The 21919-nt window shown below is 63.5% G+C and carries 21 protein-coding genes; 3 read left to right on the top strand and 18 right to left on the bottom strand.

Annotated features, from left to right (window positions below):
* Window positions 1-69 precede the first annotated feature (69 nt).
* The 3 genes from OK352_RS01240 to OK352_RS01230 all read right to left on the bottom strand — a co-directional run bounded on the left by OK352_RS01240 (window position 70) and on the right by OK352_RS01230 (window position 1564).
* Complete coding sequence (locus OK352_RS01240; protein ID WP_265139570.1) at window positions 70-204, bottom strand: hypothetical protein; 135 nt, start codon at window positions 202-204, stop codon at window positions 70-72.
* Window positions 205-393: 189 nt separating this feature from the next.
* A complete protein-coding gene (locus OK352_RS01235; protein WP_265139569.1) occupies window positions 394-957 on the bottom strand; it encodes a TetR/AcrR family transcriptional regulator in 564 nt (187 codons plus the stop codon).
* Between the two features lie 49 nt (window positions 958-1006).
* Window positions 1007-1564 carry a TetR/AcrR family transcriptional regulator gene (locus tag OK352_RS01230; protein ID WP_265139568.1) on the bottom strand — a complete coding sequence of 186 codons (558 nt, stop codon included), beginning with the start codon at window positions 1562-1564 and terminating at the stop codon, window positions 1007-1009.
* 72 nt (window positions 1565-1636) lie between these two features.
* Between OK352_RS01230 and OK352_RS01225 the strand changes: the two genes are divergently transcribed.
* A complete protein-coding gene (locus OK352_RS01225) occupies window positions 1637-2344 on the top strand; it encodes an SDR family oxidoreductase (RefSeq protein ID WP_265139567.1) in 708 nt (235 codons plus the stop codon).
* A 46-nt stretch (window positions 2345-2390) separates the two neighbouring features.
* Here OK352_RS01225 and OK352_RS01220 read toward each other — a convergent pair whose 3' ends face one another.
* From OK352_RS01220 to OK352_RS01210, 3 genes are all read right to left on the bottom strand, one after another.
* Window positions 2391-2675, bottom strand: a complete 285-nt coding sequence (locus OK352_RS01220; protein WP_265139566.1) for a hypothetical protein — start codon at window positions 2673-2675, stop codon at window positions 2391-2393.
* Between the two features lie 429 nt (window positions 2676-3104).
* Window positions 3105-4028: a 2-hydroxyacid dehydrogenase gene (locus OK352_RS01215; protein WP_265139565.1), complete on the bottom strand. Its 924-nt coding sequence runs from the start codon at window positions 4026-4028 to the stop codon at window positions 3105-3107.
* A 46-nt stretch (window positions 4029-4074) separates the two neighbouring features.
* Complete coding sequence (locus OK352_RS01210) at window positions 4075-4599, bottom strand: hypothetical protein (RefSeq protein ID WP_265139564.1); 525 nt, start codon at window positions 4597-4599, stop codon at window positions 4075-4077.
* A gap of 6 nt (window positions 4600-4605) precedes the next feature.
* Here OK352_RS01210 and OK352_RS01205 point away from each other — a divergent pair, with 6 nt between their 5' ends.
* Window positions 4606-6093, top strand: coding sequence for a cellulase family glycosylhydrolase (locus OK352_RS01205; RefSeq protein ID WP_265139563.1), 1488 nt, complete (start codon window positions 4606-4608; stop codon window positions 6091-6093).
* A gap of 36 nt (window positions 6094-6129) precedes the next feature.
* Here the strand turns inward: OK352_RS01205 and OK352_RS01200 are convergent, their stop codons facing one another.
* From OK352_RS01200 to OK352_RS01165, 8 genes are all read right to left on the bottom strand, one after another.
* Entirely contained in the window at window positions 6130-6777 is a 648-nt protein-coding gene (locus OK352_RS01200) for a PepSY domain-containing protein (RefSeq protein ID WP_265139562.1), read from the bottom strand.
* Window positions 6778-6890: 113 nt separating this feature from the next.
* Window positions 6891-8432, bottom strand: coding sequence for a rhamnulokinase (locus OK352_RS01195; protein ID WP_265139561.1), 1542 nt, complete (start codon window positions 8430-8432; stop codon window positions 6891-6893).
* Between the two features lie 127 nt (window positions 8433-8559).
* Window positions 8560-10596 (bottom strand): bifunctional aldolase/short-chain dehydrogenase, encoded by a 2037-nt coding sequence (locus OK352_RS01190; protein ID WP_265139560.1) that lies wholly within the window; start codon window positions 10594-10596, stop codon window positions 8560-8562.
* A 44-nt stretch (window positions 10597-10640) separates the two neighbouring features.
* Window positions 10641-11801 carry an L-rhamnose isomerase gene (gene rhaI, locus OK352_RS01185; protein WP_265139559.1) on the bottom strand — a complete coding sequence of 387 codons (1161 nt, stop codon included), beginning with the start codon at window positions 11799-11801 and terminating at the stop codon, window positions 10641-10643.
* A 180-nt stretch (window positions 11802-11981) separates the two neighbouring features.
* Window positions 11982-13037, bottom strand: coding sequence for a rhamnose ABC transporter substrate-binding protein (rhaS, locus tag OK352_RS01180; protein ID WP_265139558.1), 1056 nt, complete (start codon window positions 13035-13037; stop codon window positions 11982-11984).
* Between the two features lie 41 nt (window positions 13038-13078).
* Window positions 13079-14122 (bottom strand): ABC transporter permease, encoded by a 1044-nt coding sequence (locus tag OK352_RS01175; RefSeq protein ID WP_265139557.1) that lies wholly within the window; start codon window positions 14120-14122, stop codon window positions 13079-13081.
* On the bottom strand, window positions 14119-15147 hold the full coding sequence (locus tag OK352_RS01170; protein ID WP_265139556.1) for an ABC transporter permease: 1029 nt from the start codon (window positions 15145-15147) through the stop codon (window positions 14119-14121). Before OK352_RS01170 ends, OK352_RS01175 begins: the two co-directional genes overlap by 4 nt.
* Window positions 15144-16658 (bottom strand): sugar ABC transporter ATP-binding protein, encoded by a 1515-nt coding sequence (locus tag OK352_RS01165; protein ID WP_265139555.1) that lies wholly within the window; start codon window positions 16656-16658, stop codon window positions 15144-15146. Before OK352_RS01165 ends, OK352_RS01170 begins: the two co-directional genes overlap by 4 nt.
* 170 nt (window positions 16659-16828) lie before the next feature.
* Between OK352_RS01165 and OK352_RS01160 the strand changes: the two genes are divergently transcribed.
* On the top strand, window positions 16829-17842 hold the full coding sequence (locus tag OK352_RS01160; RefSeq protein ID WP_265139554.1) for a LacI family DNA-binding transcriptional regulator: 1014 nt from the start codon (window positions 16829-16831) through the stop codon (window positions 17840-17842).
* A gap of 209 nt (window positions 17843-18051) precedes the next feature.
* Here the strand turns inward: OK352_RS01160 and OK352_RS01155 are convergent, their stop codons facing one another.
* The 4 genes from OK352_RS01155 to OK352_RS01140 are packed head-to-tail and all read right to left on the bottom strand — an operon-like array spanning window position 18052 to window position 21892.
* On the bottom strand, window positions 18052-19110 hold the full coding sequence (locus OK352_RS01155) for an ABC transporter ATP-binding protein (RefSeq protein WP_265139553.1): 1059 nt from the start codon (window positions 19108-19110) through the stop codon (window positions 18052-18054).
* A 15-nt stretch (window positions 19111-19125) separates the two neighbouring features.
* Window positions 19126-19941, bottom strand: a complete 816-nt coding sequence (locus OK352_RS01150; RefSeq protein ID WP_265139552.1) for an ABC transporter permease — start codon at window positions 19939-19941, stop codon at window positions 19126-19128.
* On the bottom strand, window positions 19938-20840 hold the full coding sequence (locus OK352_RS01145; RefSeq protein ID WP_265139551.1) for an ABC transporter permease: 903 nt from the start codon (window positions 20838-20840) through the stop codon (window positions 19938-19940). Before OK352_RS01145 ends, OK352_RS01150 begins: the two co-directional genes overlap by 4 nt.
* A gap of 29 nt (window positions 20841-20869) precedes the next feature.
* Entirely contained in the window at window positions 20870-21892 is a 1023-nt protein-coding gene (locus OK352_RS01140; RefSeq protein WP_265139550.1) for an ABC transporter substrate-binding protein, read from the bottom strand.
* Window positions 21893-21919: the final 27 nt, after the last annotated feature.

Raw genomic sequence — 21919 nt, 5'->3', positions numbered from 1 at the left:
AAAGCGCGTGTGGCGCCGCGGGGAGGGGGAGTGGGTCGTCGGGGCGAGTGGCCCCGACGACCCACCGGGTCAGTTCCAGAGCCCCAGCATCAGAAGGATGCTGAGGTCGAGGACTCCGAAGACGATCCACCAGGCTGTCTTCTCTCCGGTCCAGCGCGAGTGGCGCTGGTCAGGGACGGCCTGGGTTGGGTGTGTGGTGGTCATGGTTTTCTCCTTCGTGGTAAGCGTGTTACTGCCACTGCGTGAACATGGCGAGGGCGAGCAGCGCAAGAGGCGCGAGGGCGATCCAGCGCATAGTGATGTCGCGTGTCATTTGTTTCTCCTTTCGATGATTTGAGTGTCTGATCACTCACTCTTGAGCGCGTGCGCAATGCATGCTCTGCTGAGCGAGAGTCACTGGGGGTGTCGGATGCCGTGGGAGAGGATCTGTGCCCACGCGGTGTCGTGTTCGTCGACGCGGGCGGCGACGAGCAGGTGGCAGAGCTGGCCGTAGGCAACGAAGCTCTGCACCTGGTCATCGCTGCCGCCGGAACGGCTCTTCGCGAAGGAGGTGACCTGCTCGAGGCCAGCTCTGAGCGCCTCGCCGATCTCGGGGATGTCAGCGACCGACATGGCGTGCGCCTGCAGCATGAGGAGGCGCCGATCCGAAATGAGCTCGGCGTATGCCCCGCCCATCGCATAGAGGATCGCCTCGGGCGTCTGCTCGGGGGCTTCGTCAGCGCCCTGGGCAATAGCTTCGATGATCTCGGCGAAGCACGACTCGAGCGCGACGACGAAGAGGCTCTCTTTGCTGGGGAAGAGTTTGAAGACGTAGGCGGGAGAGATCTTGGCGGTGCGAGCCACGGTGGCGACTGTCGTGCCATGGAAGCCGCCTCGTGAGAACTCGTCAAGCGCCGCCGAGGCGACGATGGGTCGCCGGCTCTCGGCCGTGGAGAGTATTGAGCTTCGCTGAGTCATATGAGTGACTGTACACTCACTCTTTCGTTCTTGCAACACCGAGGCGAACTTAGATTGCGTGAGCATCGACGGCGGCGAGTGCGACGTCAGCGATGGCGCGGACCTCCGCTGCCGATCCTCCGTCGCGGGCACGAGTCGACATGCCGGCAATGACGGCGATCGTAAACTCGGCCAGGGCGTCGGCATCGGTGGATGCGTCGAGGAAGCCGTCGTCGATGCCCCGGCGCAGGTGTCCGGCGAGGCGCGCTGTCAGGGTCCGGCGCTCGTCCGCGAGACGCGGTTCGCTCAAGAGAAAGCACCCTGGCGGTGTCTTCTCGTCAGTGTATGACTCGACGGTGACGCGGAAGAGTTCGGCAAGGCCGTCGCGCACATTCGGTTGAGAGAGGGTTTTGTCCATCTGGGCGGTGACGCTCGCGACATAGTGGGCAGCGGCCGAAGCGAAGAGGGTGTCTTTGTCGCCGAACGCGGCGTACAGACTCGGTGCAGTGATGCCCAGCGTGGCCGTGAGGTCGCCGATCGTCGTTCTCTCGTAACCGTTCTGCCAGAAGCGCTCCATTGAGAGCAGGAGTGCGGCGTCTTGGTCGAAGCTGCGAGGGCGACCTGTCATGTCGACATTCTATAACAATCACTAGTTAACGTGTTACGGTGACGGTTCTATAACAAGCACTATAGAAGGGTAATGATGCAGATTTCAGGGAAGGCCGTGCTGGTCACCGGAGCGAATCGCGGAATCGGCGCCGAGTTCGTCAGACAGTTGAAGGCACGGGGTGCACGCACGGTCTATGCGGCGGCACGTGATGTGTCGACGATCACAGAGCCGGGTGTCAAGCCGATTGGACTCGACGTCACGAACGCGCAGCACATTGCGGAACACGCGTCGGAGCTCGACGACATCCAGGTGATCATCAACAACGCCGGGATTGCGACGGGGGAGTCCCTGATCGAGGGCGACCTGGACGAGATTCGGCGCGAGGTGGAGACAAACGCTTTTGGGCCGCTCCTGCTCGCCCGCGCATTCGCCCAGACGCTGGCGGATCAGGGTGGGGGTGCGATTGTGAACGTCGTCTCGGCGGCATCCTGGTTTGCGGCGCCGGGAGCGACAGCGTACGCGCTGTCGAAAGCTGCCGCGTGGAGCGCGACTGACGGAATCCGCGTCGAGCTCGCCCGACAGGGCACGCACGTTCTCGCCGTACACATGGCGCTTGTCGACACCGATATGACGGCGGGTGTGGATGCCCCGAAAGCCTCTGCTTCAGAGGTCGTCACTGCTGTGCTCGACGGACTCGAGGCGGGAGCGACCGAGGTGCTTGCCGACGAGGCGACGCGTGGTCTGAAGTTGAGCCTGAGTGCGACCCCCGAGGTGCGTTACGCGGAGTATCTGGGGTGACCGAGGGTGCGAGGCAGCGCGCGGGGCGCTGCCTCGCAGCATCCGGTCATCGGAATCCGCCATACACCGCGCGGGCGCGCATCTGCGCTGCCTCACGCTCGATGCGGGCGAACTCGTTCTGACGAGCGGTGTACGGGTCGATGTCGAACCGCTGCCGCCGCCATCTGGCGGTGAGCCGTGTCAGCCATGACTCGCGCCGTGCCCGGCGTGAGGGACGTGGCCGACGTGGTGGTTCCGGCGATTCCGGTGGCCGAGTACTCGGCGGGTGCAGAGTCTCGGTTGACGACTGCGGTGAATGCAGTGTTGTCGAGGGGATTGTTGTGGTGTGCACTGTGTTTCCTTGCGTTGTGGTGAAGCTCGTGCGGGCACGCTGAAGATCCCCGACACTCGGGTGTCAGGGCACGACAAACGTCGTGATGAGAAGCCGACCGATGGCCCGCACGAAAACGGATGGCTGATCGGCGAGAAGACAGCGACTCAGTAGTCGCAGATGAGGGCCTGTGTCAGGCGCCTCCTAAGCGGAGCAGTGTGCTCGAGATGCGCGTCGCGCGCTGAGCGTTATGCGGCCCCGCGAGAGAGGCGGATCACACGATCGCAGAAGACATTGCCTGCGGCACCCTGGTCACTCCGGGTCATTGCGATAATCATTGTCGCCTCCTCTCTACGTGTCGTTTCTTGGATGAACGACAGCATTACAGGATATGGGTATGCGTTATCCCAGCGCAAGCGTTTGTGAGAAAAACTTTGAGAAAGTGTCGAATTAAGGTCGGATGACCACGTTCTCGAACGGTTCGCCCGCCAGCGCGTGATCGATCTGGCGTCGCAGCAGCGCGGCCATGCGCGGCAGCATTGCCGTGGATGCGCCGCCGACGTGCGGTGAGACCAGCACGTTCTCGAGCGAGAACAGCTCGTGGCCCTCGGGCAGAGGCTCGGGGTCTGTGACGTCGAGGCCGAACCGCAGTCGCCCGGTGCGTGCCTCGGCAAGCAGGGCATCGGTGTCGATGACGGGCCCGCGCGCAACGTTGACGACGAGTGCGCCGTCGGGCAGGGCGGCGAGGAACGCAGCATCCACCATGTGTGTTGTCTCGTCGTTGAGCGGAACCGAGAGCACGACGATCTCAGCGTCGCGCAGCAGCGTCGGCAGCTCGTCGAAACCGTGGATGTGGCCGTTGTCGGTGTCACGGGCGGTGCGAGCGACACGCGTGATCGACGTTTCGAAGCCGTCGAGACGTCGTTCGAGCGCCACACCGATGCCGCCATACCCCACGATCAGAACGCGCCGGTCGGCCAGGCTGGCGTAGCGAGCCGGAGACCACGTCGCCTTCGCCGACGCACGCACAAAATCGGGGATGCCGCGCTGGGACGCGAGAATGAGCGCCATGGCGAGCTCGGCCGTCGACGCTTCGTGCACGGACGCCGCATTGGCGAAGACGCGATCTGCGGGCAGGAAGGTGCGCACGCCGTCATAGCCGATCGACTGACTCTGCACGAGCTGCGTCGTTGCCGAGGCGAGAAGCGCGAGCGGCTGGGGGCCGCCCATGTACGGCCCGACAGCGATGTCGATGTGGCCGACGGGTGCAGGCCCGTCCATGTCCCACCGAATCATCTCGACGCCGTCGGGAACAACGCCGACCATTGTGCGCAGGGCGTTACCGGGGGTGCTGACGACAAGCCGCTGAGTCATGGTTCGAGCCTACCGCCGTGCCAGGCACGTCTCATCTCGATGACGGTTACTGCCGTCGGGGGCGCACGACAGCCGCAGCCACCGCACCGATCACGATGCCGAGCAGTGCACCCGTGAGCGCAGAGACGAGGATGTTCGCGCCGAGCAGCCCAAGGAACATTCCGAGGCCGGCGTGAGTGACCACGCTCAGAAACACGCCGCGCAGCACGTTGCCCGCGAGAACGCCCCACACGGTGGCGAGGAGCGCGCGCCCGAAGACCCGGCCCCGTGATGCGGACGGGTGCCGCGCGTGTGTTGCCCGCGTGTGAAGCGCGGCAACGGCGACCATGACGAGGGCTGTCACGATGTCGACGACCCAGAAGAGCCATGTGGTGCCCCCGAGCGGCGCGATGCGCAGCGCCGGGATCAGATCCGGGAGCCCAGCCGCGGCCGGGACGGCAAGCGCGGGGAACCACGTGATCGCGGTCCCCGTGACGACCCACACACCCACAAGAATCGAAGCGACGATGAGGGAGATCGCGACCGTCGGCGTGACGCGGTCGCGCACCTGTTCAGACAGCGGCGTCGACATGCCGAGATGGTAGCATCGCCCGCAACCGGATGGCAGTCGACGACGACAGTCGAGGAGGGCACCGTGAGGTGGGGAGCACGCGCATGGGCGGCGACCACGATCGTTGCTGTGGTCGCGGCCGGCGGAGTGGCGGCGGCGCTGCGAGACGCCGGGCCTGAACGCGCAGCATCCTTCATCACCGACGGCCAGGGGCGCTCGCTCGTCCAGCACGGATTTTCGACGGCCGGGAGTGCCAAGAGCGCACCCGATGGCCTTCCCGATTTCAGCGAAGCCGATCTCGATGCCGAGCATGCCGATATGGGAACGAACTTCGTGCGGTTTCTCATCTCGTGGCGCATGGTCGAGCCAAGCCCCGGAGTGTATGACGAAGGCTATCTGGACGACGTTGCCGAGCGCGTGTCGTGGTACGCCGACCGCGGCTACCACGTGATGCTCGATATGCATCAGGACCTGTGGAGCATGGCGATCACACCCGATGGCGCGCACGGCAACGGGGCGCCGGCCTGGGCGACCTACATGGACGGTCTGCCCGTGAATGACCACGACATGTGGGAGCTCTATTACCTCGAACCCGGGGTGATCCGCGCCTTCGACAATTTCTGGAACACGACGGGCGAGCATCCCGAGTTGCAACAGCATTACGCGCATGCCTGGCAGAAGGTCGCATCGCGCTTTGCCGATGAGGATGCTGTCGTGGCGTACGACCTCATGAACGAGCCCTACGGCGGCACACTTCAGGGCGCACGCTTCGAGGCGGGCCCGCTGACCCAGATGTACCAGTTGACGGTGAATGCGATTCGCGAGGTCGACGCCGATACGTGGGCGTGCCTTGAACCGCAGGCGATGGGGTTCAACTGGGGGCTGCCGAGTGGTCTCGGATTTGTGGAGGACTCACGAGAGGGCGGGCCGCGCATCGCCTTCTGCCCGCACCTCTACCCGCTGCCAATGGACCTCGGTGATGGGTACAGCGGATCGTCGAAAGGTCTCGTCGACGGGACGATCAGTGTGTGGACGGCGAATACGCTGCGCACCGCCGAAGCGCTTGGAGGCGTGCCGATCATTCTCGGTGAGTTCGGCCTCGACACGACGCTTCCCGGTGCACTCGACTACGTCGACGCGGTGTACGACATGGCGGCATCGACCGGCATGGGCGTTGCGTACTGGTCGCGCGACGATGGCTCGTGGGGGCCGTACGACGAAGATGGCACGGCGCGCAATCTCGTCTCGGTGCTCGACCGGCCGTACCCGCGCGCGGTCGCTGGCGAGATCGTCGAGTGGACGTCGGGCGACGGCGAACTGACACTCGAGTTCATTCCGGATGCTGAGGCCAAAGCATCGACGGAGATCTACCTTCCGCCCGATGCGTTCCCCGACGGCCCCGTTGTCGACGGGGCCGAGATCGAGGCATGGCTTCCGTCCGACGGCATCCTCACGATCGTGCCTGGCTCCGACCCGGGAGCCGACTCGATCACGGTGACGATCAGCGCGGCGTGAGAGGCCGCGTTGACCGGCGGGATCGCGCAGACGGGGTCAGTCGTCGGTGGTGATGAGGTCGCCGCTGACAGCATCCACTGTCACTTCGTAGTCTTCGCCTGACTCGGCGTCGACGTCGAATTGCCACTGCGGGCCGTGCTGCGTCCCCTCGAGCTTCCACTCGTTGACGGTGCCGTCTTGCGCGTCGAGCGCTGTGGCGAGGGCGTCCTCCCACGAGACGATGTTGTCGAGATCAACCACCTCTGAGGTCTTTTCGGCAACGTCGTCAGAGTCGATGGGCTCGGTCTCTTCGCTCAATTGCTCGCCGGTGTCGGCGTCAATGCGCACCTCGTACTCCTCAGAGTCTGAGACGAGCTCGATCGAATAGGCGTAACGGTCGCGGCTCCAGTCGAGCTCGACCTCCGCGAGCTCACCGTCGAAGTTGCCCATGGCCGTTTCGACAGCATCCTGCCACGAGACCTCGAACTCGGTCGTGGCCAGATCGGCACCGCGTTCCGTCGCGTCGCCGGTGTCGCCTCCCTCATCGCTGCCTTGGCTGCCGCCGTCATTCGTCGAGCCGGACGACGAACCCGAGTCGGGCGAGGAGTTCGTGGTGTCGCTGGCAGGTGCGCACCCGGCAAGTGTCAATCCGAGCGCAAGTGCTGCTGCCGTGATCGCTGTTGTGCGGATGCTGTGGAGTCTCATATCGCCACCATAAGCACGAAACGATGAATAGGCACTGATCATGAGAGGAGTCTCATTTTGCCTTCATCGAGTACGACGTCGCTGACGTCTGGATGCGCCAGACACGACAGCAGTCACGGGGCGAAGCGCCGTGGGCTGGTCGTGCGAGCGACGAGATCACGCAGTGACTCGAGACTGCCGGTCACTGCGCCACGCGCACGTGCCTGCACGAGCACGTTGCCGAGCGCGGTCGCCTCGACCGGGCCGGCGAGCACGGGCAGTCCCGCGCGCTCGGCCGTCAGCCGGCAGAGCAGCTCATTCTGTGAGCCGCCGCCGACGATGTGAATGACGTTCACCCGCTTTCCCGAGAGGGCGGATGCTGTCTGCACAGCGTCCGCGAACGCGTCAGCGAGGCTCTCGATGATGCACCGGACCATCGCTGCACGCGAGGTGGGAACGGGCTTGTCGTGCTCGCGCAGCCACGCGGCGATGCGCTGCGGCATGTCTCCCGGCGGCATGAACCGGGCATCGTTGGCATCGAAGATGGGCACGGCGTCCGTGACTGCCGATGCGGCACTCAGCAGAGCCGGCAGATCGATCGACGCCCCGGACTCGGCCTCCCACGTGCGCACCGATTCAGACAGCAACCACAGGCCCATGACGTTGTGCAGAAAGCGCACGCGCCCGTCGACGCCTCCTTCGTTCGTGAAGTTCGCCTCGCGTGCGGCGTCCGTGATCACCGGATGCTCGAGCTCGACGCCCACGAGACCCCACGTGCCGCAGCTGATGTACGCGGCATCGGGGTCGGTCATTGGCACCCCGACGACGGCAGACGCCGTGTCGTGCGACCCGACCGCGGTGACCGGCGTCCCGCCGAGACGCGTGGTGTCGGCCGCGGCGCCGGCGACAGTGCCGATTGTCTCTCCCGGTCGCACGAGCGGAGCGAGGATGCTGCGGGGCAGCCCGAGCCGCGCGATAAGCTCTGCGTTCCATCCGCTGCCGTCCGGTCGCAGCAGCCCCGTCGTGGAGGCGTTCGTCACCTCGGCCGCGGCCTCGCCTGTCAGCCAGTATGCGACAAGGTCCGGCAGCAGCAGCATTCCGTCTGCGAGGTCAAGACCTCCGGACTCGCGGTCGGCCTCGAGCTGATAGAGCGTGTTGAACGACAGAAACTGCAGCCCATTCGCGGCATGCAGCTCGGCGAACGGCGTCGCCGCATGCACACGCTGCACCGCAGCATCCGTTCTGCCGTCGCGGTAGTGAAACGGTGGTGCCAGTAACTCGCCGCCGCGCATCAGACCGTAGTCGACGGCCCACGTGTCGATGCCGATCGATGCGATGTGGCCCCGTTGTGTGCCTCCGCCTCTGCCGCTGCTGGCGCTGCTGCTCGGGTTGCTGCCGGAACCGTCGCTGCTTTCTGAGGCGCCACCGATGCTGCCGACGGAGACGCTGCCCCCGGTGTCACCCTGGCCGGCAACGGATGCTGCTTCGCGCAGCCCCTCGGTGACGGCGCGATAGATTGCGGCAACGTCGACGTGCAGCTCGTCGTGCATCGTGACCGCTCCCGTGGGGAAGCGGCTCACCTGCTGAAGCCGCAGCTCATCTGGGCCCACATGCCCGAGCATGACGCGGCCGCTGGATGCCCCGATGTCGACGGCGGCGACCGTGGTGACGCTCATCGGCCGCCTCCTGCATCGCCGTGCGCGGCACTTCTGTGCGCGCTCCTGTCATCAACACACTGTGCGCTCCTGTTTTGGATCTGCGCTACAGAAAAATCTGGAGCGCAGATCCGATTCTGCAGCGCCATCATCGCAAGAACGCTGCCGCGACCCCAGCGTCCACGGGAATGTGCAGCCCTGTCGTGTGGTCGAGGTCGCTCGTGCACAGGACGAACACCGCATTGGCGACGTTCTCGGGCACAACCTCGCGCTTCAGGATCGTGCGCTGAGCGTAGAACTTGCCGAGGTCCTCTTCGGGGATGCCATATGTCTTGGCACGGTTCGCGCCCCAGCCGGAGGCGAAGATGCCGGAGCCGCGCACCACGCCATCCGGGTTGATGCCGTTCACCTTGATGCCGTGCTCGCCCAGCTCGGCGGCCAGCAGTCGCACCTGGTGCGCCTGGTCGGCCTTCGTCGCCGAGTACGCGATGTTGTTCGGCCCGGCGAACACCGAGTTCTTGCTCGAGATGTAGACGATGTCGCCACCCAGCTGCTGGTCGATGAGAACGCGCGCCGCGTGTTTTGACACGAGGAACGATCCCTTGGCCATCACATTGTGCTGCAGGTCCCAGTCTTTCTCGGTGGTCTCGAACAGCGACTTCGACAGCGACAGCCCGGCGTTGTTCACCACGAGGTCGAGGCCGCCGAACGCGAGCACTGTCTCGTCGATCGCTGCTTTGACAGCATCCTCGTTCGAGACGTCGGCGGCAATTCCGACGGCCACGTCGCTCGAGCCGATTTCGGATGCTGCGGCCCGCGCCTTCTCAATGTCGAGGTCCGCGATGGCGACGCAGGCTCCCTCGGCGGCGAGGCGCTTCGCGATGGCCTTGCCGATTCCGGATGCTGCGCCCGTGACGAGTGCGATGCGCGTCGCGAGCGGCTTGGGCTTCGGCATCCGCTGCAGCTTCGCCTCTTCGAGGGCCCAGTACTCGATGCGGAACTTCTCGGCCTCGTCAATCGGCGCGTAGCTCGAGAGGCCCTCGGCCCCGCGCATCACGTTGATCGCGTTGACGTAGAACTCGCCGGCGACGCGCGCGGTCTGCTTGTCTTTGCCGTAGCTGAACATTCCGACGCCCGGCACGAGGATGATCAGCGGGTCGGCGCCGCGCATTGCGGGGGAGTCGGCGTCGGCGTGGCGGTCGTAGTAGGCGGCGTAGTCGGCGCGGTACTGCTCGTGCAGTTCGGGCAGGCGCTCGAGGATCTGCTCGACGCTGGCCGTCGCGGGCATGTCGATGACGAGCGGCTTCACCTTTGTGCGCAGAAAGTGGTCGGGGCAGCTGGTGCCCAGCGCGGCCAGGCGGGGGTGCTCACGGTGCGCGAGGAAGTCGAGGACGGCGTCGGAGTCGGTGAAGTGCCCGACCACGGGGCGGTCAGCGGATGCCACGGCACGCAGCGCCGGGGCGAGGGCGGCGGCCTTCGCACGCCGCTCTGCCTCCGGAAGGGCACCGTATCCGTCGAGCTCTTCCCCGAACGGCTCGGCCTTCGAATGCGCGGCGATGTATTCGGCCGCCGTGTCGATGATCCAGAGTGAGTTCTTCTCCGCCTCGGCAGAGGTGTCGCCCCAGGCGGTGATGCCGTGTCCGCCCAGAATGCAGCCGACAGCATCCGGATTCTGTTTCTTGATGGCGGCAATGTCGAGCCCGAGCTGAAAACCGGGGCGGCGCCACGGCACCCACACAACCTTCTCGCCGAAGATCTCGGTGGTCAGGCGCTCGCCGTCAGCAGCCGTCGCGATCGCGATTCCCGAGTCGGGATGCAGGTGGTCGACGTGGGCTGCATCGACAAGGCCGTGCATCGCCGTGTCGATCGAGGGCGCAGCGCCTCCCTTGCCGAAGAGCGTGTGGTCGAACGCGGCGACCATCTCGTCTTCACGCTCGACGCCCGGGTAGACATTCTGCAGTGAGCGCAGACGATCGACCCGCAGCACGGCGAGACCCTTCTCAGTGAGCGTGCCGAGGTCGCCGCCGGATCCCTTCACCCACATGAGTTCGACGTTCTCGCCGGTGACGGGGTCGGTCTCGAGGCCCTTCGCCGAGGTATTGCCTCCGGCGAAGTTGGTGTTCTTGGGGTCGGCGCCGAGGCGATTGCTGCGCGCGATGAGCTCGGAGGCTGTCGGATTAGTCATTGTCTCTCCACAGAAGTTGATGGTGTTGGGCGCGGCGGTGTGGGCTATGCGCCCCAGCCGGCCTGCGTGCCGCCGACGCGCTCACTTTCGATCTTCTGCTGGTAGCCCGACTCGGCATACGCGGCCATCGGGTCGGCGGGCAGACCGCGCTCTTCGCGCCATGCGGCGAGATCGGGGCGGACGTCGGTGTAGAAGGCGTCCATGAGGATGCCGTTGGCCTTCAGTACATCGTGCTCGTTCTGAGCTGCCGCGAGGGCATCGCGGTCGAGCAGAAGTGCACGTGCCGTCATCTCCTGGACGTTCAGCACCGAGCGGATCTGCCCGGGGATCTTGTCTTCGATGTTGTGGCACTGGTCGAGCATGAAGGCGACGTCTGAGGTTCCGTAGCCGCCGCCGCGCACGACTTCGAGGATGATCCGGAACAGCTGGAACGGATCCGCTGCTCCGACGATGAGGTCGTCGTCGGCGTAGAAGCGCGAGTTGAAGTCGAACGAGCCGAGCTTGCCGAGGCGCAGCAGCTGGGCGACGATGAACTCGATGTTGGTGCCCGGTGCGTGGTGGCCGGTGTCGAGGCAGACTTTCGCCTTGTCACCGAGCGCACTGACCTGGGCGTAGGAGGTTCCCCAGTCCGGAACATCGGTGTGGTAAAAAGCGGGCTCGAAGAACTTGTACTCGAGCACCATGCGCTGGTCGTCGCCGAGACGTGCATAGATGGCTTCGAGCGACTCGTGCAGCCAGTCCTGGCGCGAGCGGATGTCGGCCTGCCCTGGGTAGTTCGTGCCGTCCGCGAGCCAGATCTTGAGATCGCGGCTTCCTGTGGCGTTCATGACGTCGATGCAGCGGAAGTGATGGTCGATCGCCTGCTGCCTCACGGCCGGATCCGAGTGTGTGAGTGAGCCGAACTTGTAGGTGTCGTCCTGGAACGTGTTCGAGTTGATGGTGCCGAGGCCGACGCCCTGCTCGGCAGCGTAATCGCGCAGAGCGCTGTAGTCGTCGACGGTGTCCCAAGGGATGTGCAGCGCCACGGCGGGCGCGAGGCCGGTGAAGCGGTGGACCGTGGCAGCATCCGCAATCTTCTCTTCGACCGTGCGCGGCGTGCCCGGCGTACCGAATACCTTGAAGCGGGTTCCCGAGTTCCCGAACGCCCAGGAGGGCAGTTCGATGGCCTGCTTGGCCAGCTCGGGGGTGATGTCAGCGAAAGACATTGATTCTCTCCTTTGAAGGATGGCGTCGGCAGCGATGATTGAGAGTGCAGTGGGCCGAAAGAGATTGATTGAATCGTTTCATTAACGGTATCTCGTACGGCGCGAGACCGCAAACGGAAGGTGGGGGCGAGGATGCGCAGGCGGTTGTGAGTGCCGGCGCATCCTCGACGGGTGATACGACTAGAAGTCGAAGTCGTCGATGTTGTCGGCATCGAAGACGAACGGATCCCCGAGTGTGACGACGCCGTCGGCGCCGACCTCGTATGAGGTCTGGTCCGTGCTGAGGCCGTCGACCTCGAAGGTGTCGCCCTCTTCGCCCGTGATGTCACCGTCGATCATCGCCTTCGCAGCGTACGCGGCGAGAATGCCGAGATCTTCCGGGTTCCACAGCGCGAACGAGGTCACGGTGCCGTCTTCCACGTACTCGCGCATGTCATTCGGCGTGCCGAGACCGGTGAGCGCGACCTCGCCCTTGAAGTCGGAGGTGGACAGGTAGCGCGCGGCCGCAGCGATGCCGACCGTTGTGGGCGAGATGATGCCCTTGAGGTCGGGGTACGTCGAGAGCAGCGCCTCTGTCTTGTCGAACGAGGTCTGGTCGTCATCGTTGCCGTAGACGGTGTCGACGAGCTCGATGTCCGGGTAGTCCGAGTCGAGGTACGTCTTCATCTCTTCGATCCACGCGTTCTGGTTCGTCGCGTTGGCAGCCGCCGAGAGAATCGCAATCTGTCCCTCACCGTCGATCTGCTCGGCAATCAGGTCAACCTGCTTCTTTGCGATGAGCTCGGCGTTCGATGCCGACACGTAGATGTCGCGGCACTCGGGGTCGACGTCGGAGTCGAACGTGACCACGGCGACGCCGGCGTCCTGCGCCTCGCCGAGGGCATCGCAGAGCGCGTTCGGGTCGTTGGCCGAGAGCACGATGGCGTCGACGCTCTGCTGGGTGAGCGTGTTGATGTACGTCACCTGGCCGTCTGCGGTGGCCTCGGTCGGGCCGACCTCCTTATAGGTGCCGCCGAAGCCCTCGACGGCCGACTGCCCTGCCGCGTCCGATGCCTCGAAGTACGGGTTGCCGAGGCTCTTCGGCAGGAACGCGATGTCATAGGAGTCGCCTCCGCCATCGCCTCCGCCGTCCCCGCCGCCATCGCTGGCGGAACAGGCTGTTGCGGTGAGTGATACGCCCAGAGCCAGCGCCACGAGCGCCATGCCTGATCGGGAGCGTTTGCTGAACAACGTCATTGTTCGTCCTTCTTTCTGTGTTGTGCAGGGGTAAAGCAGGGTCAGGATGCTGCGGCCGCAGCGCGCCGTCGTTGGACGAGTCTCTGGATCGCAGTGATGATCGACGGCACGATCACCGAGACGACCAGCAGAAGCCCGGTCGCGACGTTGATGACGTCGGACGAAACATCGGCCAGGCGCAGGGCGCTGCGCAGGGCGCCGATGACGAGCACACCCGCGATGACGCCGACGAGTGAGCCGCGGCCGCCGAAGATCGACACGCCGCCGACGAGCACGGCTGCCACGACGACGAGCTCGAGGCCCATGGCGTTGTCGCCGCGCGCCGAGTCATAACGCAGCGTCCAGAACACACCGGCCAGTGCCGAGACAGTGCCTGTTGCGACGAAGAACCAGAATTTGAGGCGCCCGGCGTTGATGCCGGAGAACGCGGATGCTTCTTTGTTGAGGCCGATCGCATACGTGCTGCGTCCCGTACCCGTGAAGTGCAGGATCACGATCGCGATGATTGCCAGCACGATGAAGACGATCAGGACGGTGGGGATCGCCGTTCCGCGCCCGAACAGTCGCTCCTTGACGAGATCGGTGAAGACATCGGGGAAGCCGGTCACGGCGGTGGTGCCGAGGATTCCGACGGCGATGCCTCGGTAGAGGGCGAGCGAGCCGATCGTCACGGCGAGGGAGGGGAGCCCGAGCGCGGTCACAAGAAAACCGTTGACGGCGCCGCCGACGATGCCCACGACGAGCGCCGCGGCGACCGCCGCGGGCACGGGGACGCCGGCCTGGAACAGCGCGCCGATCGTGACGCTCGACAGCCCGACCATGCTCGCGACCGACAGGTCGATCTCACCCGTGATGATGACGAAGGTCATGGGCAGGGCGATGAGCAGAACGGGGAAGACGTCGAGGATCAGGAAGTACAGGGTGTTCGGCGTGTTGAAGTTGTCGACGCTTACCGAGGCGATGATCCACACGATGACGAGCAGTGCGATGATCGCCGCGGAACGTCCGAACAGCAGGGTCCGCAGGCGAGTGCCGACAGACGGGGCCGCGGGAGCCGTCGTCGTCGCTTCAAGCGTGCGCGTCATGAGCGGGCTCCTTCGCGTTCGGAGGAGGACGATTGTCGTTCTTTGGTGAGTGCTCTCTGTGCGCGGGTGTACAGCACGCGGTCGAGAACGATGGCGCCGATGATCAGCGCGCCGACGACGGCCTGCTGCCAGAAGTCCTGGATGCCGACCGTGGGCAGTGCGCGGTTGATCGTCGACAGCAGTACGGCACCGAGTGCAGCACCCAGCACGGTGCCGCTGCCGCCGAAGATCGCGACACCGCCGATGACGGCAGCGGCGACCGAATCCAGCTCCATGCCGCTGCCCGCCGTCGCGCTGACGGTTGCATACCGTGCGGCGTACATCACACCAGCGATGCCCGAGAGTGTTCCCGAGATCACGAATGTGCCGAACACGCGGCGTGCGACGGGAAGGCCGTACAGCTCAGCAGCATCCGGATTCGACCCGATCGCGTACAGGTCACGGCCCGAACGCGCGTAGCCGAGGTAGTAGGCAAGGACGGCGAAGGCGATGAGCGCGATCACGGTGAGCCAGGGGATGCCGAAGAGCGACCCTGTGCCGATCGCTGTGAAGTCGCTCGGCAGATCGGAGGCGTTGATGCGCGTGGAGCCGGCCCACGCGATGTCGATGCCGCGATAGATGTAGAGGGTGCCCAGCGTGATGACCAGGGCGGGCACCTTCGCGACGCTCACGAGGAGACCGTTGATGACGCCAAGACCGGTGCCGAGCAGAATGCCGAGGACGATCACCAGGATTGTCGGTGCGCCGGGCCAATCGGTGAACATGCGGCCCGTTGCGTAGGCCGAGAGTCCGAGGACAGCGCTGACCGACAGGTCGATGTTGCGGGTGATGACGACGACGGCCTGGGCGATGGCCAGCAGCACGAGGATCGACGGAGTCAGCAGCAGGTTGCGGAAGCCATCAGAGCCGAACGCGAAGTTGGAGTTGAAGAGTGTCGCGATGACGATCACGACGATGACGGCGAGGGCGACGCTGGTCTCGCGGCGTTTGACGAGCGCAGCCAGGCGGGAGGTCGTGGCGCTCATGCTGCTTCCTCCGTTCGGGTCGCGGCGGTCATAACGGCCTCTGACGTGGCTTCGTCGCGCGAGAACTCGGCGGTCAGACGCCCTTCGCGCACGACGAGCACGCGGTCGCTCATGCCCAGGACCTCGGGAAGTTCAGACGAGATCATGAGGATGGCCATGCCCTCCTGTGCGAGTTCATCGAGAAGGCGGTGAACCTCAGCTTTGGTGCCGACGTCGATGCCGCGTGTCGGCTCATCGACAATGAGCAGGCGTGGATTCGTCGCGAGCCACTTGGCGAGGACGACCTTCTGCTGATTGCCACCCGACATCGTTCCCGCATCACTCTCGAGCGAGCCCGCCTTGACGCGCAGCTTCGCTGCACCGTCATGGGCGCGGTCATACTCGCTGCGACTGGACATGAGACCCCACTTGGCCAGGGAGCGTCTGATGACGAGCGTCATGTTCCGGGCGACGGACATGTCGACGATGAGGCCCTGCTGGCGCCGGTCTTCGGGAACGAGGCCGATGCCCGCTGCGATGGCCTTGCGCGGGTTGCCCTTGGCGAGCATGTTGCCATCGATGCGGACGACCCCGGACGCGTAATCGTCGATGCCGAAAATTGCGCGGGCGATTTCGCTGCGTCCGGCACCGACGAGTCCCGCGAGTCCGACGATCTCGCGCTCACGCACGGTGAAGGTGATACCGGAGAAGGTGCCGGGAGAGCCGAGGTTCTCGACTGAGAGGACGACATCGCCCGGCTGCGTCCCTTCAGTTTTCGGAAAGAGTGTGTCGACGTCGCGCCCGACCATGCGCGTCACGATTTCGGCCGGTGTCACGTCGTCGATGTTGTGTGTGGAGATGTAGGCACCGTCGCGCATGACGGTTACCGTGTCGCACAGGTCGAAGATCTCGTCGAAGCGGTGCGAGATGAAGATGATTCCTCGGCCTTCGTCACGAAGGGCACGGGCGATGGTGAAGAGGCGCTTGACCTCGATACCGCTGAGCGCCGCTGTCGGCTCGTCCATGACGAGGACGCGGGCGTCGAGCGAGATTGCCTTTGCGATCTCGAGGATCTGCTGGTCGGCGATCGAGAGTCCGAGTGCCTGGCGCGACGGGTCAATGGAGACGCCGAGGCGTTCGAAGAGCGCTGAGGTCTGCTCGTTCATGACGTGCCGGTCGATGGCGCCGCCCGCGCGCACCGGATGCCGGCCCATGAAGACGTTCTCGGCGACCGTGAGGTCGGGGAACAGCGTGGGCTCCTGGTAGATCACGGCGATTCCCGCGTCCTTGGCATCGGCCGTCGATCCGAAGTCGACCTCAGATCCCGCGAGCGTGACGGAGCCGGAGTCGCGGCGATGCACGCCAGCGATCACCTTGACGAGCGTCGACTTGCCTGCGCCGTTCTCACCGACGAGTGCATGAATCGAGCCGGGGGACAGCGCGAGGCTGCCGGAGTCGAGGGCGACGACGGACCCGAAGGTCTTGCGGACGTCGCGCAACTCGAGAACGGGTGGGGTGTCGGGGATCGTCATCGATCGTGCTCCTGCGAGATAGAGATATAGGGAGGTATGAATCGTTTCAGCAGTGGCCTCAGACTAGGGTCGTCCCAAACTGCATGTCAAGTGGTCAGCTGTCTTGTGATCAAAGTGAGACGATTCACGCTGGCGTGTATGCTGACGTCTAGCTCTTTACGGGAGGTTGAATGTCCGTCAGCGTTCGCAATGTCGCAGACAAGGCGGGAGTGTCCGTCGGCACCGTGTCCAACGTGCTCAACCGCCCCGAAAAGGTGGCGAAGGCAACCGTCGAGCGGGTCACCGCCGCGATCGCCGAGCTTGGCTTCGTGCGCAACGATGCGGCGCGTCAGCTGCGCGCCGGGCGGAGCCGAAGCATCGGGCTGTCCGTCCTCGACATCGGCAACCCGTTCTTCACCGACGTGGCGCGTGGCGCGGAAGATCGCGCTCGCGATGCCGGATTGTCGGTACTGCTCGCAAACAGCGATGAGGATGCCGCTCGGGAAGACGAGCATCTCGATCTGTTCGCGGAGCAGCGTGTTTTCGGCATCCTGCTCACGCCCGTCGGGGCTCGGCCCGAGCGGCTCGAGTCGCTGCGTCGCCAGGGCACTCCGACGGTGCTCGTCGACCGGCAGACCGACAGCTCCGACTTCTCGTCCGTCGCGGTCGACGACGTTGCCGGCGGGTACATGGCCGTGAAGCATCTGCTCGACATCGGCCGCCGACGCATCGTATTTGTGGGCGGTCCCGCGCGGATCCGCCAGGTCGCCGATCGCCTGGAGGGAGCGCAGAAGGCCGTTGCCGAGGTTTCCGACGCCACACTCGACGTCGTGCTTGAGGACTCCCTCTCCGTTCTGCGCGGCAGGGCCGCGGGGGAGCGACTCTGTGCGCGGCCCGCGTCGAACCGACCGGATGCTGTGTTCGCGGCAAACGATCTTCTGGCGATGGGCCTCTTGCAGGCGTTCGCCATGCTCGGCAGCATCCGGGTTCCCGACGACGTGGCGCTGATCGGCTACGACGACATCGACTTCACACGCGCGTCAGTTGTTCCGCTCTCGTCGGTGCGGCAGCCGAGTCACGAGATCGGGCATACCGCAGTCGACCTCCTGCTGCGTGAGAACGCCGAGGGAGAAGACTTCACGCACGAGCAGTTCGTGTTTCAGCCCGAACTGGTCGTTCGAGAGTCGACGAGCGACGGGAGCTAGAGCAAAAGTCTTGGTCAAATCTCGCCAGCGTTACACCGACTATGGGGTCTGATCATCCATGCGATCAGGTATAACTCTAACGACGGCATCGAGCAGGCAATCGTCCCGCAGAGAGTAGGGAATTCTTCGGTACTGCTCGCAGAGGAGCGAAGGGTATGCGTACGCGAGACAAGACTGACGCCGCGCATGAAAGAGGGGAACTGACCGCCTTATTGCGCCACGGATGGTTCGAGCGGGATGAGGCATTTCGCCAATACTCTGGCATCCACTTCATCCCCGATGTCCTTGTCGGCTTTCGAGTACGGCACGACGGCGACCAGTGAATCACCGCGTGCCGCTAGTTCGTAACGGACGTTGTCTCCCAGATAGGTGCGCCCCGTGACGGTCGCCTGAACCGATGCGTACTCGTCTGAAACGAAGTTTGGATCGCGTTCAACGAGTTCGAGCTCCGAAGGCCTTATCCCGACCGCTCCGGCCGATGCTGCAGTGCCAGGCATCGTCTGAGTACCGTTCTCGCTCGCCCATGTCCTTCCATCAAACGCGCCATCGACGATATTCTCCACGCCCATGAACCCGGCAGCGAATACGGTCTTGGGTCTTTGAAAAAGCTCGTCGGGCGAGCCGATCTGCTCAATTCGTCCTCGGTTCATGAGCACGATTCGATCAGACATCGAGAGCGCCTCCTCCTGATCGTGGGTGACAAACAAGATTGTTTGGTCGAGCCTGTGCTGCAGTTCCCGCAGTTCGATGCGGATCTCCGCTCGAAGCTTGGCATCGAGATTAGAGAGAGGTTCGTCCATCAGAAGTGCGCTTGGGCGCACGGCGACAGCTCGCGCTACCGCGACTCGTTGCTGCTGGCCGCCCGAGAGCTGGGAAGGAAAGCGGTCGGCTAGATCGTGGATCCCCATTATCCGCAGCGTTTCTTCGACGCGCTTGGCGATCGCGTCCTTGGCCACTCGCCGCGCTCGCAGCCCATATGCAACGTTGTCCGTGACTCGCATGTGCGGAAACAAGGCATAGTTTTGGAACACGATCGCAGTGTCTCGCCCATATGGGGGACGGCGCGTGATGTCATCACCGCCGAGTCTGATGCTGCCGCTGTCCGGCGCAACGAATCCGGCGACGATGTTCAGGGTCGTTGTCTTTCCACAGCCGCTCGGACCCAGAAGACTGACAAACTCGCCGTGCGGAACCTTGATGTACGCGTCTTCGAGCACCAATTTTTCACCGTAAGATTTCGCGACGTGCTCGATCAAAAGTTCAGCCATTATCCATTCCTTGATTCATTGCTTGAGCCCACCGGAGAATGCCTCTCCGAAACGAATAAATTTGTTGGCGATCAACAGGAGCAATCCGATGAGCACGATTTGAACAGTCGCTACTGCGGCAAGAGTCGGATCCACGTTGAACTCGGCATACTGCACCATCGCGACAGGGAGCGTGGTCTGTCCCGGCGACACCAGGAACAAACTAATCTCGAGATCACCGAATGAGAAGATGAATGCAAAGATTCCGGAGCCGATAAGCGACGGACGCAGTAGCGGAAGCGTTACCCGCATGAGCGTGGCTAGCGACCCCCGGCCCAGGTCAAGGGATGCACGCTCAACATCCGTGCCAATGCTGACTGCACCCGCGTACGTAAGCCGGAACGTCCAAGGCAGTGTGATGATCACGTGTGCTGCTATGAGCGACCATGTGCTCGGGACGAGCCCGCCTTGAACGATCCCTGACAATTGGTAAAGGTAGATGTAGAGCGCCATTCCGGTGATGATGGCGGGGATCACCAGCGGGAGGAGAAATACATTCTCAAACAGAGTTCGACCGCGTAAGCGCGACCTACTCAACGCGATTGCAGCAGACACTCCGAGGAATAGAGAGATGATGGTGGTGATGACTGCGATCTCGGCACTGTACAACAGTCCCCGGAATAGCTCGGTCTGATCGACGAGACCTGCGTACCATCTCAGCGAGTAGCCTTCCGCTGGAAAGCTCAGATAGGCCTGATCGAAGAACGATATCCACACGATGATCGCGACGGGGCCGAGCATGAAGACGAAGACGAGAAGGCCGAGTGCTTTCATCCAACCTGAGAGCTTCATCGTGGTTCCTTTCGCCAAGTTTCGAAGATCCGTGAAAGCAAGCGCCCATAGAGCACGATGACTGTCAGGCAGACGACGAGCAACGTCGTCGCCATGGCAGCTCCGAACGGCCAGTTGTTTGTCGTCGTTATCGCGCTATAAATCGCTGGCGCGAGCATCGGTACTTGCGAACCCCCGATGAGCAAAGGTGTCGCGTACGAGTTCATGCACAACACAAAAACCAACGACGTACCGGCAACCACCCCGGGCATCATCTGCGGGAACGTAATCTGTCTGAACACGCGCATAGGTGGCGCCCCGAGCGATAGGGCGGCTTGCTCTGTCGCTGGAGAAACAGCTTCCATTGATGCTTGAAGGGTCAGCACCATTATTGGTAGGACCACTGAGGTGATGGCGATCCCGACCGTTACGGGCGAGTGCAGAAGCTCCAGGGGCTCTTCGACAACGCCCAGCGCAATGAGAATGCTGTTCACAGCACCGTCGTACCCCAACAAAGCCACCCAGCCGATCGACCGTACGACGTTTCCCACGAGCAACGGAAACACCGTGGCGATGATCAGCAATGACTTCACCTTGCGGGAACTGCGTGTGATGAGGTTTGCGACGGGCAGAGCAAGTACGAGGCACAATGCCGTTGAGCACAGGGCAATGAGCACCGTACGGATGAGGGTATGCACGTAAAACGCACTTTGGAAGAACTCTCCGAAGTTATTGAGTGTGAACCCGGGCACCGAAATTTGAGACTGCGATGGTGTTTCGAAACCGATTCGGAGAAAGTACAGAACCGGCGTGATGAAGAAGACCAGAACAATAATTGCTGCCGGTGTAATGACCGCCCAGCCGACCTTTCGTTCTACGGTTGCGCCGACGTCCTGCTTATTCATTTCTTTGGCTACCAAGTTGAATCCGTTTCCATCGATGTGCTTGGCTACCGATTGATGATCTCTTGATTCCACGCCGACACGACGTCGCCGTAGTTATCGGCGATGTCGGCGATATCGAGAGCTTCCACAAGGACTTCATCTTCTCGGGGCACGCCGAGCTGTTCGCGAAGCTTGTCGGACATTCCAGAATTCAGGACAGAAGGCAGGTATCCCATGCTGGTCGCGAAACCCAGCTGCGCATCGGGGTCGAGGAGCGCATTGAGGTACGCGTAGGCGGCTTCTTTGTTGGGAGCGTTCTTGGGAATTGCCATCTCGAACTGGGTCGCATACGTTCCCTCTTTCGGAACCGAAACGGCCAGCGGGGCATCGCTTGCCTCGATCCATTGGTAAGCGCGAGCCTTCCAATTCAAAGTCATCCACACTTGACCAGACATCAACGCCGCGCCGAGTTGCTCCTGCGACGCGAAGACCTGCGTGTTCGGTGCGAGTTCTTTGAGCAATGGCAGACCCGACATGAAGTCCGAAGTGGCATTCTTACCCTGCGCAAGCGTGGCAGCGGCATGGAAGAAGTCCTGCGACTGGGGTGCTTGGATCCCGATCTTACCGGCGTACTTCTCATCCCAGAGATCTTCATACGATGTCGGCGCAGTTGCGACCTCATCGGTGTTGTAGATGATGACGTTCGGCGAATAGATATGCGGAACCCAATACGGATTCTTCAGCTTTTCATCGACATTTGCGAGGTTCGGGACCTTACTCGTGTCGAGTTTTTCGAGTAGGCCAGCATCGGCTGCCTGTTGCATTTCTATGATGCTGAGCGCGACAACATCCATCGAGCCGTCAGCGCTGTTCTTTTCGGCGCGCAGCTTGGCCAGCCGAGCTGTGTCGTTGCCTGTTGCATAGACAGCGTCGGGAGAACCTCCTTGCTCTGCCAAAGCCGGGTCGACGAACTGTTCGAGGTATTTCTGGTAATCCCCGCCCCACGTGCCAACGACGACTGTCGATTCGTCCTGCGCACCATGTGAGCTACCGCTGCAGGCAGTGGCCATCGAAACGACGGTGATCACGCCGATAAGGCTGGCACCGAGCCGTCG

The organism is Microbacterium sp. MPKO10 (genome assembly GCF_026107415.2).
Taxonomy (GTDB): Bacteria; Actinomycetota; Actinomycetes; order Actinomycetales; family Microbacteriaceae; genus Paramicrobacterium.
Note: the sequence above shows the minus strand (reverse complement) of the source record. Positions and strands in the feature narration are given on the sequence as shown.